Below are 13,934 nucleotides of genomic sequence, written 5' to 3' on the forward strand. Positions count from 1 at the left end.
TCTCGATGCGCCGCGTGCCGCGGCCGGTCGACCGGCATGGGGGTGCGCGGTCGCTCCACCGGCGCGGAGGTGTGCGGCTGCCCGACCGGCACGGATCCATGCTGATCGAGTAGCCCGCGCCGCGGGCGCATCGGGATCCCGCGACGTGCCGCCCCCGCAGCGCCGCTCCCGATGAACGACGGACCGCCCCCGTCCCCGGAGGGGCGGAGGCGGTCCGTGTCGGAGGGGGCGTCAGCAGCTGCGGGCCGCGTACGCTCCCGTCGCCACCGAGGTGACCTGCTCACCGTCGACCTTGCCCGTCGCGGTGACGGTGGCCTGGCCGGCCGGCACCGAGGCCGCGCGCGTGGTGAACGCGGCGCTGCCGCTCGCGCCGGGCGCGACTCCGGTGACCTGCTTCGACCCGGAGGGCGTCGCGATGGTCATCGAGACCGGCACGCCGGACTCGTTCTTCGCCGCGACGGTGAGCGTCACCTTGCCGGCGATGCAGCGGGTGGTCGCCGTGACCGCGACCGCGAGGGCGGCGGGCGCCTTCAGGGTCACCGTCACCGTCGTGGTCGAGGTGACGGAGCCGTCGGCCGCGCGGACCGCGATGGTCGCGACTCCGCCGTTCGCCGTCGTCGGCTGGGTGATCCGCACGGTGGCCGCCGAGTCGGTCGCCACTGCTCCGATCACCGGCATCGCCGTGCCCTCGACGGTGACCGCGTAGGAGGTGCGGGCCGGGTCGAACCCGGCGATGCCCGCTCCTCCGACGCGCAGGGCGCCCAGCGTGGCGACCGCGGCGGGCGAGGCGACCGACTCGTAGAGCTTGGTCTCGGCCACGATCAGGTGCGTGTTGTCGTAGGCGTTCATCACGACGCGGAAGGCCTTGGCCGTGACGGGCGCGAACGACGCGACCAGGGTCGGAGCCGTTCCGCCGGCCGGCGACGCGAGGGCCACGGCCGACTCGTAGCCGGGGACCGCGGTCCAGGTCGTGCTGTCAGCGGCCTGGTACTGCAGCTGGTAGGTCTGCGCCCAGCTGGTGCCGCCGTCGGCCAGGAACTGCACCGACACCTTCTCGACCTGGTGGGTCGAGGGGAAGGTGTAGGTCAGCGAGCTCTGCGCGGCCTTGGTGCCGTTGGTCCAGTTCGACCAGCCCTTGTCGCCGTCCACGCCGTTGCGGGTGCGCTCCGGTCCGTAGCCCGACTCCGACGACGACGCGGTCGCGACGATGCCGGCGTCCGGGTTGAAGTTGCGGAGCGTGCCCGTGGTGACGAGCACCGTGAGCGTGGCGGGGAGCGTCGCGCCGTCGGCGGTCGCCGTTCCCGAGACCGTCACCTGCCCGGCCCGGGCGAGGGAGGCGGTGGTGAGCGGCGTCCAGTCCCAGACGACCGGCACCGGGAAGGTGCTGGCCGAGGCGCCCACGCGGGCGGGGACCGTCGTCGGGGCCGAGGCCTTCACTCCGGCGACCGAGGCGCCCGCGGCGGCCGTGACCGACACGGGGTCGGTCGCGGTCAGTCCGCCGACGTCGACGAGCGCGGTGACCGTGATCGTCTGGCCGTAGAGGTCGGTCGCGGTGCCGGGCACCTCGACGCGGCCGGTCGCGCCGTACGCCGAGTCGGCGGGGCGCTGCCAGGTGACGGCGAGCGGTGCGCCGGCTCCCCAGGAGTACTGCGGGGTGATGCTCGCGGGCAGGGTCGGAGCGACGCCCGCGGTGGTGCGGACGGCGATCGTCTGGCCGGCGGTCGGGGCGAGGTCGCGGAGGGACCACGACTGGTTCGCTCCGCCGTTGGAGGTGTAGACGCCGACCGACGCGTTGTCGGCGCTGGAGCCGCCGTTCACGTCGAGCGACTGGGCGATCGACTCGTTGACGAGCGAGAAGTTCACGCCGTCGGTGGTGTTGACGATCCAGCGGGTCGCGGCGGTCGTCTTCGCCGTGTCGACGGACAGCGAGCGCAGGTCGGTGCCGGCGGTCGTGGCTCCGAGCACGCGTCCGTCGCCGTTGACGAGGACGACGCGGCGGGTGGCCTCGCGCTCGCCGGCGGCGACCTCGCGGACCGTCCAGGTCTGCTTGGCGGCCGTGGCGGAGTCGGTGGCGAGGCCGGTGATCGTGGTCGCGGCGCCCGAGGGGTTGCCGGTCAGGGCCTTGCCGCTCTGGGTGCCGACCAGCTGGTAGCGGTGGCCGTCGCGCAGGGCGGGGGCGGAGTCGGCGACTCCCGAGACTCCGTCGATCGAGAAGCTCGTGACCGACTTGGCGGGCACGGTGATCGTGGCGGTGCGGGAGATGCGGTCGACGCTCACCGGCGTCTTGGCGACCAGGGCGTTGCTCGTGGGAGCGGCGGCCGAGGAGGCCTTCGTGGTGACGTACGGGGTGACCGTCGCGGTGTCGGCGATGGTGCCGAAGCGGGAGAGGTCGAGCACGACGGTCTTCTCGGTCGCGGTGCTGTTGGTGTGCACGACGGTCGCGCCCGAGCCGTCGCCGCGGACGGCGGCGGTGGAGGAGCTGTCGTTGGAGGGCATCAGGTGGTCGCCCTCGTGGATGAACTTGGTGAAGTTCCGGATGGTGTTGAACTTCGAGTTCGTCTCGACGCCGCAGACCGGGGCCTTGGTGGAGTCGCCACCGGCGTCGGCGACGCGGCGGACCGACTTCCAGACCTCGGTCCCGTTCTCCTGGTACGGCTTGCAGTCCAGGTCGATGTAGACGGAGCCCCAGTTGAGGTTCTCGCCCTTGGGCTTGGGCTGCTGCATGTTGTAGTAGTCCTCGACGGGCTGCCAGAGCACCCACGCCTTCGGCTCGAGCTCGCGCAGGTCGTCGTTGATGCGGCCGGCGATGCCGAGGCCGTTCTCCATGTTGGTGGGGTCGAAGCCGGTGACCCAGTTGCCCTCGATCTCGCTCATCCACAGGTCGGTGTCGGCCTGCTTCGCGAGGTCGCGGACCTTGAGGCGGCCCGAGGTGCCGTAGGTGTGGACGTTCATCCGGTCGACCTCGGCGCGGATCGCGGCGGAGTAGGCGGCCCAGTTCGTGGCGAAGATGTCGGGGTTGGTCTCGTCCATCGCGGCGAGGCCGGCGTCGGTGGTCGAAGCGTCCAGCGCGGCGGTGACGTCGGGGATCAGACCCGCCTGGCGCGTCGGGCCGACGTGCATGCCCTCCTGGCGTCCGCCGGTCGGGACGCCGTTGGAGAGCTGGGTGCTCCAGTAGTTCGTGTTCGGCTCGTTGAAGGGGTCGAGCGTGTCGAACTCGATGCCGTACTCGTCCTCCATGTGCTCGGTGACCTTCACGAGGTACTTCGCGAACTGCTCCTCGGCGGCGGGCTTCAGCTGCTCGCTGTTGCCGTCGAAGCCGCCCGTCACGTAGCCGCTCTCGGTCATGAAGTACGGGGCGGAGTTGGAGAACGCCTCCCAGTGCGAGATCTGCTTCTCCTCGGCGAGCCTCTCGACCCACCAGCGCTGCGTCTCGTCGGCGGTCCAGTCGTAGGAGGCGGGGTCGTCCGCGTTCCACTTCGCCAGGAGCGCGTCGCGGTCGGCGAGCTTCGTGGAGGTGCCGCCGTAGGTCGACGCGTCGCCGGCCGGGTTCGGCTTCCACCAGCCCTCGACGGCGCCGCCCGGGCGGAGGTAGTCCTTCACATCGGAGGCGTTGCCGCCGCCGATGTTGTAGCGGGCGATGTTGAGGTCGAGGCCGCTGTCGCCGAAGACCTTCTGGTAGAGGTCCTCGCGGAGGGCCTCGGGATAATCGCCGGTCGCGTTCGCGAACCAGACGAGGCTGGTGCCCCAGCCCTCGAACGCCTCACCGGCGGCGGCGGGGTTCGGCGTGATGCGGAACGCGTCCGCGGCCTGAGCGGGGGCCGCTGCGGCGGGGATCGCCAGCAGTGCTCCTGTGGCCAGGGCGGCGCTCGTGGCGAGCGCGGCGACCCTTCTGAAGGACATCGACATTGATGCGGTCTCTCTTTCGCCATCGAAATGCGGGCATGTTCACGTGAACGCGCCCTGACGGCCGACTGTACATGTTCACGTCAACAATCGGAAGGTGCTCAGGGACGCGCGGGGCCCGCAGCGTCGAGAAGCCAGGAGTCGTCGCAGTCGGCGCCGAGTGCGACGACTCCTGGAGGGTCGTGGGCATGCGGAGGCGTGCGGCCGCGCGCCACGCCACCCCCGCGCTCAGACGCGGTGCGTCGTCTCCGGGAAGGCCTCGGGCTCGCACTGGATGGTCGCGTGGTCGATGCCGTGGCGCTCGCGGAGGACGGCGAGCACCCGCGAGAGCGCGGTGCGGTAGTCGGCGTCGGGGGCGACGACCACGTGGCCGGTGGCGCTCTCCATGCCCGAGGTGATCGTCCACACGTGCAGGTCGTGCAGCGCGAGCACGCCGGGGACGGCGCAGACGTCGCGCTCGAGCGCTGCGAGGTCGACGTGCGCGGGCGCCGACTCCATCAGGATCCCCAGCGCCTGCCGCGTCAGCGACCAGGTGCGGGGAAGGATCAGCAGCCCGATCAGCACGCCGACGATCGGATCCGCCCACGCCCAGCCGGTGGTGAGCAGCACGATCGCCGCGACGATCACGCCGATCGAGCCGAGCGCGTCGCCGAGCACCTCGAGGGAGGCTCCGCGGAGGGTGATGCTCTCCTTCGCCCCGGCCGACAGCAGGCGCAGGCTCACGAGGTTGACCGCCAGGCCCACGAGGGCGGTGATCAGGAGGGGGCCGCCGGGCACCGCGGGCGGCTCGGCGAAGCGGCGGACGGCCTCGACGATCACGAACGCGGCGACCGCGAACAGAAGCAGGCCGTTGGCGAGGGCGGCCAGCACTTCGAGGCGGTAGGAGCCGTAGGTGCGGCCCTTCGCGGCGGGGCGGGCGGCGAGCGAGATCGCGGCGATCGACATCCCGAGGGCCAGCACGTCGGTGCCCATGTGCGCGGCGTCCGAGAGCAGCGCGAGCGAGCCCGTCGCGACTCCGACCGCGAACTCGACGACCATGAACGCCGCGGTCAGCACGAAGGCGGCCACGAGCGGACGCCGGTGCCGTGCGGCGGCGGAGCCGGCCGGAACGCCGTGAGAGTGGCCCATCGGCTCCTCCGATCCCTGTTCGTATAAACAGTCTTGCATGCGTCCGGAGGCGAGCGCGAGGGCCCTCAGCCGACCAGCGGGTCCAGCGCCTCGCCGAGGTAGGGCGCCAGGGTCCGGGCGTAGGACTCGGTGAGGTGCCCGAGGTCGCGGTACACCTTCACTCCGCCGATCACGAGGGGGCAGCCGCGGTCGTCGCAGAACCAGCGGGTGAGGTCGACGGCGGCGGCGCCCGGCCAGTCCTCGGCGGCGGCGGCCATCAGCTCGCGGTCGGCGAAGGCCTCGTCGAGCGGCACGCTGCAGTCGGCCGCGGAGCCCGGCTCCTCGGCGCAGGCCAGCAGGGAGAGCGAGGGCAGCACCGGATTGTCGCGGATCGCGACCACCGTGGATCCGCGGGCGATCAGCGGCGCCCACGACTCGTGGAACCCGTCGATGCCGGCCTGCTCGTCGGGGGTGCCGGACGCGTCGACGAACACGGACTTCTTCGCGGAGTAGGCGGTGACGACGAGCGCGTACGGCTCCTGGCCCGCGAGCTCCTTTTGCAGCTTCTCGTTCCAGACGTCGCAGGAGCGGCGGGAGGAGGCGGAGTCGTCGCGCCGCTCCGCGGTCGAGAAGACGCAGCCCGTCTTGTAGTAGGTGTGCAGATCCCAGCCGCGCTCCTCCGCGACGCCGCGCAGCGCCGGGAAGAACGACGCCGCGTGCGAGTTGCCGATGAGCAGCACGCGGAGGCCGGCGGGATCGCCGAAGCGGCACTCCTTGAGCGCGGTGCCGGAGTTGCCCGTGCTGCACTCGTCGGTGTTCAGGGCGGAGCCGTCCTCCGAGGCGTCGACGGCGGGCAGGCTCGTGGTCCAGGAGTCGGGGCAGGCGTTCGCGAGCGCCGCGGCTCCGACGCAGCCCTCGGTCGAGACGGGGAGGGCGTGCGCGCGGGTGAGGTCGGCGGCGATCGCGGCGTTCGTTCCGGTGAGGCCCGTCGCTCCGACCAGGGCGGCGACGGCCAGCAGGGCCGCCGGGGCGAGCGCGCGGAGGCGGTGCGGGCGCTCGGCGGGGGCGCGGCGGTGGAGGGGGTCCTCGAGGAAGCGCTTCGAGGCGGCGGCCAGGAGGATCGCGGCGGCGATGACGCCCAGGCCCGCCGGAGCGGTCGGGTCCTCGCCGGTGCTCTCGCGCCAGAAGACGAGGAGCGGCCAGTGCCAGAGGTAGATCCCGTAGCTCAGGCCGCCCAGCCACACGAGAGGGGGCAGGGCCAGCAGTCGGCCGACGCCGCGCTCCGGGGCGGGGCCGGTCCCGGCGACGAGCACGAGCACCGCCGAGAGGGTCGGCCAGAGCGCGGCGGTGCCGGGGAACGCGCTCGAGACCTGGAGCACGAATCCGCAGGAGACGACTCCGATCAGCCCCAGCCACCCGGCGACGGTCCGCAGGGCCGCCGGGATCGCCAGGCCCGGGAGCACGAGGGCCGCGAGCGAGCCGAGTCCGAACTCCCACGAGCGGGCGAGGGTGCTGTAGTACGCGGTCGGCTGGTCGATCCCGACCAGCACGACGGCGAACGCGAACGAGAGGACGGTGAGCGCCGCGACGAGCGCCAGCAGGAACCGCGGCAGCTGCGCGCGTCGCCGCAGCAGCACGGCGGCGAGGGTCGCGACGAGCACCAGGGCGAGCCAGACCAGATAGAACTGCCCCTGCACCGACATCGCCCAGAAGTTCTGCACCGGCGAGTGGAAGTCGTCCTGCGCGAGGTAGTCCACTCCGGCCCGCGCGAGCGCGACGTTCTCGACGTAGAAGGTCGAGGCGAGCACCTCGGTGAAGGTCTGCAGCAGCTGCGAGGGGCGCAGGAGGAGCGGAGCGAGCGCCGCGACGACGACCAGCACCACCGCGGCCGCCGGGAAGAGCCGCGAGGCGAGCCTCCGGAGGAAGGCGATCGGACGCACGCGCCCGAACCGGCGGATCTGGCCGAGGAGGGTGAGGGTGGTGAGGAACCCGGCGATCACGAAGAAGACGTCGACGCCTCCGGAGACGCGGCCCAGCCAGATGTGGAAGGTCGCGACCAGGAGGGACGCCACGGCGCGCAGTCCCTCGATCTCGGGCCGGTAGCCGGACGCGTCGGCCTTGCGCACCAGCGCGGACCGGCCGGAGGGGGCGGTGCGGGCGGAGTGGCGGGGCAACGGGTTCCTTCCGTGACGGTCGGCGGGCGGTGGGGCGGGAGTCGTCGATCGTCGGTGTTCAGGATCGCGCTCTCCCGCCCCCAGGGGAACCGTGTCCGGGGTGCTGTCCACCTGGTTGGGGGCTGCGGAGGCGAGGTGCGCGACAGGTGTCCGCTTACTCGGCTGTTCCGGGCCTTCTGGGTGACATGAGAACTCGGAGGTCGCCGTTCTCGCGCGCGACCACGGCGACTTCTGCGGAGTCGCCGGCGGGCGGGACCGAGGGTGGATCGAAGGTGGGTGGCGCGGATCGACTGGCGCGGATGGACGGGCTTAGGTGAGGTAAGGCTATGCTTACCCGGGCTCCACGCCGAGACGCGGGTGCCGCCCGCCGATGAACCGGGCCGACGACCGACGCCCACGAACCACGGGAGATCCATGTCCACGCACCGACGGCGCCCCGCCGCCCTCGCCCTCGCCGCCCTGACCCTGCTCGCCCTCACCGGCTGCGGCGCCTCCGAGCAGATCGAGCCCGAGAGCACGGCCGCCGCGGGGGAGGGCACGACCTCGTACCCGCTCACGCTGGACGACTGCGGCACCACGACCACCGTCACCGCCCCTCCGCAGCGGGTCGTCTCCCTCGACCAGAACTCGACCGAGATCCTGCTGTCCCTCGGCCTCGAGGACCGGATGGTCGGCACGGCCTCCTGGACCGACCCCGTGCTCGCGACCCTCGCCTCCGCGAACGAGAGCGTGCCGCGCCTGGCCGACAACGCGCCTACCTACGAGGTGCTGCTCGGCGCCGACCCGGACTTCGTCACGGCCTCCTTCGGCCGGCACTACGCGCCCGAGGGCGTCGCCTCGCGCGACCGCCTCGCCGAGACGGGGATCGGCTCCTACCTCGCCCCCTCCGACTGCGACAACGGGGCGAGCGTCAACGGCGGGAGCGGCACGCGCACCGTCCCGCTGACCGTCGACGTCCTCTACCAGGAGATCCACGAGCTGGCCGAGGTCTTCGACGTGCAGCAGCGCGGCGACGCCCTGGTCGCGCAGCTGCAGGAGCGCGCCGCCGCCGCCACCGAGGGGGTCGACCTCGGCGGCCGGAGCGTCGCCTTCTGGTTCGCCGACACCAAGACGCCCTACATGGCCGGCGGCTACAACTTCGCCTCGATGCTCGGCACCACGACCGGCATGACCAACGTCTTCGCCGACCGCACGGAGGACTGGCCCGCCGTCGGCTGGGAGAGCGTCGTCGCGGCCGACCCGGACGTCCTGGTCCTCGGCGACCTGCAGCGCGACCGCTTCCCCGGCGACCGCCTCGACGACAAGACCGCGTTCCTCCGCTCCGACCCGCTGACCAGCAGCCTGCCCGCGGTGCAGGACGGCCGCTTCATCGCGCTCCACGGCGCCGAGATGAACCCGTCGATCCGCTTCGTCGACGGGCTCGAGAAGATCCGCGCCTGGTGGGACGAGAACGGGGCCTCGCTCTGAGCACGGGCACGGGCACGGGCACGGGCACGAGCACGGTCCTCGTCCGCCGGGTGCCGCGGGGTCTGGCCGCCGCTGCGCTGGTCGTCGGCGGGCTGCTCGCGCTGGCGCTCTCGGTCGGCGTCGCGGTGACGCTCGGCCCGGCCGACGTCTCGCTCGTGAACGTCCGCGACATCCTCCTCAACCACCTCGGGCTCGCCTCCGTCCCGGTGCGTGCGGCCGAGGACGCGATCGTCTGGCAGGAGCGCCTCCCGCGCGCACTCGTGGCCGCGGCCTGCGGGGCGGGGCTCGGCGTGTGCGGAGTGATCCTGCAGTCGCTGCTGCGCAATCCGCTCGCCGACCCGTTCGTGCTGGGCGTCTCCTCCGGAGCGTCCACGGGCGCGGTGCTCGTCGGCGTGCTCGGGGTGGGCGGAGGAGTGGTCGGGCTCTCCGGAGGCGCCTTCGTCGGCGCGCTGGTCGCCTTCGGCTTCGTGCTGCTGCTCACGCGGTTCTCGGCGGGCGGCACCTCGGGCGTGATCCTGGCGGGGGTGGCGAGCACCCAGCTGTTCTCGGCGCTGACCTCGCTGATCGTGTTCGCTCTCGCCGACTCGGACGAGACGCGCGGCGTGATGTTCTGGCTGCTCGGCTCCCTCGAGGGCATGCGCTGGGACGACGTGGCGCTGAGCGGAGGAGTCGTGCTGCTCGGCTCCGTGGTCTGCCTCGCCGCGGCGCGCACGCTCGACGCGTTCGCTTTCGGGGAGGACGTGGCCGCGTCGCTCGGCGTGCACGTGAGCCGCACCCGCCTCCTCCTGCTGGTGGTGACGGCCCTGCTGACGGCGACCCTGGTGAGCATCGCCGGCGCGATCGGCTTCGTGGGGCTGGTGCTGCCGCACGCCGCGCGACTCGTGTTCGGCCAGCGGCACTCGCGGGTGATCCCCGCGACGATCCTGCTCGGCGCGGTGTTCCTGGTGTGGGTCGACGCCGGATCGCGGGTGGCGTTCGCGCCGACTCCGCTGCCGGTGGGGGTCGGCACGGCACTCGTCGGCGTGCCGGTGTTCATGCTGCTGCTCCTGCGGCGGAGGGGCCGCTCGTGACGCTCGAGGCCGACCGGGTCTCGTGGCGCCGGGGCGGCCGCCTGGTGGTCGACGGGGTCTCGCTCCGCCCCGCTCCCGGCTCGACAGTGGGACTGCTCGGGCCCAACGGCTCGGGCAAGTCGTCGCTGCTGCGGCTGCTGCAGGGCACCGCGGCTCCGGACGCCGGCGTCGTCACCCTCGACGGCGCGCCGCTCCGCTCGCTCCGCCGCCGCGAGGTCGCCCGGGCCGTGGCCACGGTGACGCAGCAGGCCGAGACGGAGGCGGACCTCCCCGTCCGCGACGTCGTCCGGCTGGGGCGGACACCGCACCGCTCCCTTCTGGGCGGAGACTCGGCCGAGGACCTGCGCGCGATCGAGCGCGCCCTCGAGCAGGTGGGTCTCGAGGCGAAGGCCGACCACCTCTGGCACACCCTCTCGGGCGGCGAGCGGCAGCGCGCGCACATCGCCCGGGCGCTGGCGCAGGAGCCGCGCGAGCTGCTGCTGGACGAGCCGACCAACCACCTCGACATCCGCCATCAGCTGGAGCTGCTGGCCCTAGTGCGGGCGCTGCCGGTGACCACGGTCGTCGCGCTGCACGACCTCAACCTCGCGGCCCTGTTCTGCGACGCGCTGCTGGTGCTGCGCGAGGGGCGCGTGGTCGCGGGCGGCACCCCGGAGGAGGTGCTCACTCCGGCGCTGATCGCGGACGTCTACGGGGTGCGCGCCCGCGTCATCGTCGACGCCGGACGGCCGCACGTGCTGTTCGACTCCTGATTCCGCTGCCGCATCCTGACCCCACTGCCAGACGATCGTCGATCAGTCAACGGTCTCGTCCACTTCTGGCAGCGCGTTCTACCGTCGGTGAACCGGCTTCGAGACCTCACAGGAGAGGTCCCCCTCGCGCTGGGCGAGGTGCTCTCCTGACGGAGGGCGATGGACGTGCCGGTGACGACGAGGGGAGTCGAGAAATGTCCAGAGACGACGTGGCACCGGGGCGGTTCGCGCGGTTCGTGAAGTGGGTCAACAAGGCCGACGGCTGGGAGCCGCAGTACCTGCGCGGGCGGGTCGTGGCCAAGAAGGACGGCGAGTGGATCGTCGCGGTCGACGGCGAGGAGCGCCGGATCGTGAAGAAGGAGTGGAGCGTCTACCGCTGACCCTCGGGGAGGACTCGTGATGCTGCCCGACCGGCGCACTCCCGAGATCAGAGAGGCGCGTCCCGGAGTCTTCGTGCTCGAGCTGCGCCGCACCCGCCGCCGGCCCGCCGAGGAGCTGGGCGTCCTGATCCGCACGGGCACGACCTGGACGGTGCTGGGCCCCGAGGGCGTGCTCTCCGACGTGCCGAGCTTCCACGACGCCGTGGCGGCCCTGCGCGAGTAGCGCCGCACCACTGAGTACTCCGCGGCCCCACTCAGTCGCCCGAGACGGTCGCCCGCTCCGGCGTGTCGACGACCGTCTCGGGCGCCTCAGCGCTGACGCGAGAGTGGACGGCGCGGCGGTGGTGCCGCCGAGGCGTGGGCCCGCCGCGCCTACAGCTGGCGGCCCGGACGCTGCACGCCGACGACGGTGACGGTCAGCGTCGCGGAAGTGCTCTGCGCGGCGGACGGCGCGGACTCCGAGAGGCGCACGGTCAAGCGGAGGTGGTCGGTCGCTCCGACGGCGAGGGCGGGGGAGCCGGGCAGGTCGAGGCGGGAGGCGGCGGGGCGGTCGGCCGACACGGTGGTGACGGTGCCGGGGCAGGTCGCGGCATCGGCCGACCAGGACAGCGAGCAGCGCTCGATCGCGAGCTGCAGGCCGTCCGAGAGGTCGGTGCCGGTGGCCGTCTGCAGTTGGAGGGCCGACATCGGCAGGGTCCCGGCGTTCGTCAAGTCGAGGAGGCGCCGGGCCGTGCCGCCGGGGACGAGTCCCGCGACGGGGACCGGCACGGTCGTCGCTCCGGTGCCGGTGAACGTCGCGATGACGGTGCCGGAGGCGACCCGCGCGCTCACGGAGCCCCGGTCCAGGAGCACGGCGGTGGCGGTGGCGGCGGCGCCGAGGACGAGCGCGCCGGCGACGAGTCCCGCCAGGCCGGCGCGGGAGACCACGCGGCGGCGGACCTCGGGGGAGTGGCGCGGGGCTCCGCGGTCGCGGGAGGACGGCCGGGCGCTGTGCCGTCCGTGCTCAGCGGGCGGACGCAGGGGCTCCGGGGGCGGCGTGCCGTCCGACGAGCGGTGCGCGCCGCTCACGGGGCGACCTCCGCGGGGCGGCGCCAGATGGCGATCAGGAGCGCGCCCACGATGACCGCGCCGCCCGCGGCGAAGAGCGCGAACCGCGCCTCCGGGTGGGCGAGGCCGATGCTCGGCCAGCCCAGCAGCGGCACCACCGAGCTCTCGCGCCAGATCCGCTCGTCCGCGATCGTCACGATCCACGGGTCGGCCGACTCGTTGTTGTCGCCCTTGGTGGTGAGCGCCAGCTGGCCGGGCTCGCGGCCGCGGAGTGCCGCCGCCTCCTCCTCGGAGTAGACGAGGGTGACGCGGTGGATGACGCGGCGGCCCGGATCGTCCGGGTCGGTGAAGACGATCACGTCACCGGCGCGGATCGCGGCCTGGTCGACGGGCAGGGTGACGGCGAGGGAGCCGACGGGCATCCCGGGCGCCATCGAGTTCGACAGCACCGGCACGAGCCGCACGAGACCGAGCGCGGAGAGGACGAAGACGGCGATGCCGGCGACGGCCACGATCGTGACCAGGCCGCCGAGGAGAGCGCGGAGGGCCTTCACGCCTGCTCCCTCCGGTGACGACGGCGCGCCGCCGCGGCGAGCAGGGTGCCCGAGCCGAGGGCGAGCATCCCGCCCAGGAGCGCAGCGCCCAGATCGCGGCCGGTGACGGCCAGCCCGCCGCCCGCCGCTCCGGGGAAGGAGCCGGGGCCGGGCGTCGCGGAGGGATCCTCCTCCGTCGTGCCCACGAGCACCCGCAGCGACGCCGCCGCGAGCTCGGTCCCGTTGCCGGCCGACTCCGGGAACAGGACGCGGACGCGCACGCCCACGGTGGCCCCGCGCTCGAGCGGACGCACGCCGTCGAGCCGGCCGAGCGTCGCCGCGGGCCCGGATCCGAGCGGCATCGCGTCCTCCGGGCAGAGGTAGCGCTCGACCGTGCGCCCCCCGTCGACGACCTCGGCGACGGTGAACGCCGAGTCGCAGAGCTCGACGGACAGCTGGAGGCCGTCGCGCGGGTCCTGCGCCAGCGTCCCTCCGTCGACCGCGAAGGCCACGGAGACCCCCTGCGGCGACAGGCCGGTGCTGGTCACCTCGACCGCCCACTCGGCGCGGTCGCCCGGAGCGAGGTCGGTGAGGGATCCGGGCGCCGAGAGCTCGCGCACGTCGAGCACGCCGACGGGCTCGGCGCTCGCCGCGGGCGCGAGGAGCACCACCGCGAGGACGGCGACGAGCGCACGGGCGTGGGGCATGGGGACGACTCCGGGAGGAAAGGGGGATGCCTCCGCCCCGCGCCGGTGGCGGCCGGGCAGGGCGGAGGCGGTGGGGGACGGTCTACTTCTGGATGCCGGCGCGCTGGATCGCGGCGGCGGTGAAGGTGACCGTGGCGGAGGCGTTCTCGTACGTGTTGTCGGCCGCGGTCGGCAGGACGAGCTCGATCAGCGTGTTCAGCGTCACGTCACCGGCGTCCGAGGGGAAGGTCCCGGTCGTGGTGGGGGTGATGCCGAAGTTCGCCGGGGTGAAGTCGACCGCGCCGGCCTGGCCGCCGATGGACGACAGCTTGCCGGATCCGGTGACCGTGGTGGTCCCGCTGCAGGAGTACGGGCCCGCCGGAGTCGTGGTGGGGGCGGTCGTCCATGCGGTGGAGCAGGTCAGCAGGCGGTAGTCGAGGCCGTTCGGGCCGGAGACGAGAGACTGGCCGACACGGTTCTGGTCGGTGGTGTCGGATCCCACGACGTCGTTGGTGACGGCCTGCGAGAAGCGCACCGACGAGACGAGGTCGCCGTCGTTGGTGGCGTTCGGCAGGACGATCGTCACCGGGCGCTGGATGGTGTCTCCGGGCGCGATGTCCGTCACGATGAAGGTGCCGTCGAGGTTGATGTCGAGCTGTCCGGCGTCCGCGGTGACGCTGGCGGTCCCGGAGTCGGTGAACACGGCGAAGGCGCCGGCGCCGGCGAGGGCTCCCGCGGCGAGGAGGACGCCGCCGGTGAGGGCGATCTTCTTCCAGGGGCTGCGACGGGTGGGTGCTGTGGTGGTCATGGCGACC

At 73.4% G+C, this 13,934-nt stretch carries 12 protein-coding genes; 5 read left to right on the plus strand and 7 right to left on the minus strand.

Annotated features, from left to right (window positions below):
* Window positions 1–231: 231 nt before the first annotated feature.
* The 3 genes from C5B93_RS09695 to C5B93_RS09705 all read right to left on the minus strand — a co-directional run bounded on the left by C5B93_RS09695 (window position 232) and on the right by C5B93_RS09705 (window position 7,184).
* Window positions 232–3,900, minus strand: a complete 3,669-nt coding sequence (locus tag C5B93_RS09695; RefSeq protein ID WP_181068374.1) for a glycoside hydrolase — start codon at window positions 3,898–3,900, stop codon at window positions 232–234.
* Window positions 3,901–4,131: 231 nt separating this feature from the next.
* Window positions 4,132–5,031, minus strand: a complete 900-nt coding sequence (locus C5B93_RS09700; RefSeq protein WP_104292359.1) for a cation diffusion facilitator family transporter — start codon at window positions 5,029–5,031, stop codon at window positions 4,132–4,134.
* 65 nt (window positions 5,032–5,096) lie between these two features.
* Entirely contained in the window at window positions 5,097–7,184 is a 2,088-nt protein-coding gene (locus C5B93_RS09705) for an acyltransferase family protein (RefSeq protein WP_146078474.1), read from the minus strand.
* 414 nt (window positions 7,185–7,598) lie between these two features.
* Here C5B93_RS09705 and C5B93_RS09710 point away from each other — a divergent pair, with 414 nt between their 5' ends.
* The 5 genes from C5B93_RS09710 to C5B93_RS09730 all read left to right on the plus strand — a co-directional run bounded on the left by C5B93_RS09710 (window position 7,599) and on the right by C5B93_RS09730 (window position 11,076).
* Window positions 7,599–8,651, plus strand: a complete 1,053-nt coding sequence (locus C5B93_RS09710; protein WP_104250405.1) for an ABC transporter substrate-binding protein — start codon at window positions 7,599–7,601, stop codon at window positions 8,649–8,651.
* Window positions 8,624–9,721: a FecCD family ABC transporter permease gene (locus C5B93_RS09715; RefSeq protein ID WP_374953141.1), complete on the plus strand. Its 1,098-nt coding sequence runs from the start codon at window positions 8,624–8,626 to the stop codon at window positions 9,719–9,721. The genes C5B93_RS09710 and C5B93_RS09715 overlap by 28 nt, the downstream gene beginning before the upstream one ends.
* Window positions 9,718–10,473, plus strand: a complete 756-nt coding sequence (locus tag C5B93_RS09720; protein ID WP_104292361.1) for an ABC transporter ATP-binding protein — start codon at window positions 9,718–9,720, stop codon at window positions 10,471–10,473. The genes C5B93_RS09715 and C5B93_RS09720 overlap by 4 nt, the downstream gene beginning before the upstream one ends.
* Window positions 10,474–10,667: 194 nt before the next feature.
* Window positions 10,668–10,853 (plus strand): hypothetical protein, encoded by a 186-nt coding sequence (locus C5B93_RS09725; RefSeq protein WP_104223398.1) that lies wholly within the window; start codon window positions 10,668–10,670, stop codon window positions 10,851–10,853.
* 19 nt (window positions 10,854–10,872) lie between these two features.
* Window positions 10,873–11,076, plus strand: a complete 204-nt coding sequence (locus tag C5B93_RS09730; protein WP_104234084.1) for a hypothetical protein — start codon at window positions 10,873–10,875, stop codon at window positions 11,074–11,076.
* 149 nt (window positions 11,077–11,225) lie between these two features.
* Here C5B93_RS09730 and C5B93_RS09735 read toward each other — a convergent pair whose 3' ends face one another.
* The 4 genes from C5B93_RS09735 to C5B93_RS09750 all read right to left on the minus strand — a co-directional run bounded on the left by C5B93_RS09735 (window position 11,226) and on the right by C5B93_RS09750 (window position 13,927).
* Entirely contained in the window at window positions 11,226–11,921 is a 696-nt protein-coding gene (locus tag C5B93_RS09735) for a peptidase (RefSeq protein ID WP_104260823.1), read from the minus strand.
* On the minus strand, window positions 11,918–12,454 hold the full coding sequence (locus C5B93_RS09740; RefSeq protein WP_104223395.1) for a signal peptidase I: 537 nt from the start codon (window positions 12,452–12,454) through the stop codon (window positions 11,918–11,920). The genes C5B93_RS09735 and C5B93_RS09740 overlap by 4 nt, the downstream gene beginning before the upstream one ends.
* Complete coding sequence (locus C5B93_RS09745; RefSeq protein WP_104292362.1) at window positions 12,451–13,140, minus strand: hypothetical protein; 690 nt, start codon at window positions 13,138–13,140, stop codon at window positions 12,451–12,453. The genes C5B93_RS09740 and C5B93_RS09745 overlap by 4 nt, the downstream gene beginning before the upstream one ends.
* Window positions 13,141–13,222: 82 nt before the next feature.
* Complete coding sequence (locus tag C5B93_RS09750; protein WP_104292363.1) at window positions 13,223–13,927, minus strand: TasA family protein; 705 nt, start codon at window positions 13,925–13,927, stop codon at window positions 13,223–13,225.
* Window positions 13,928–13,934: the final 7 nt, after the last annotated feature.

Origin of the sequence: Rathayibacter sp. AY1A2, assembly GCF_002930935.1 — a bacterium.
In the GTDB taxonomy this organism is placed as follows: domain Bacteria; phylum Actinomycetota; class Actinomycetes; order Actinomycetales; family Microbacteriaceae; genus Rathayibacter.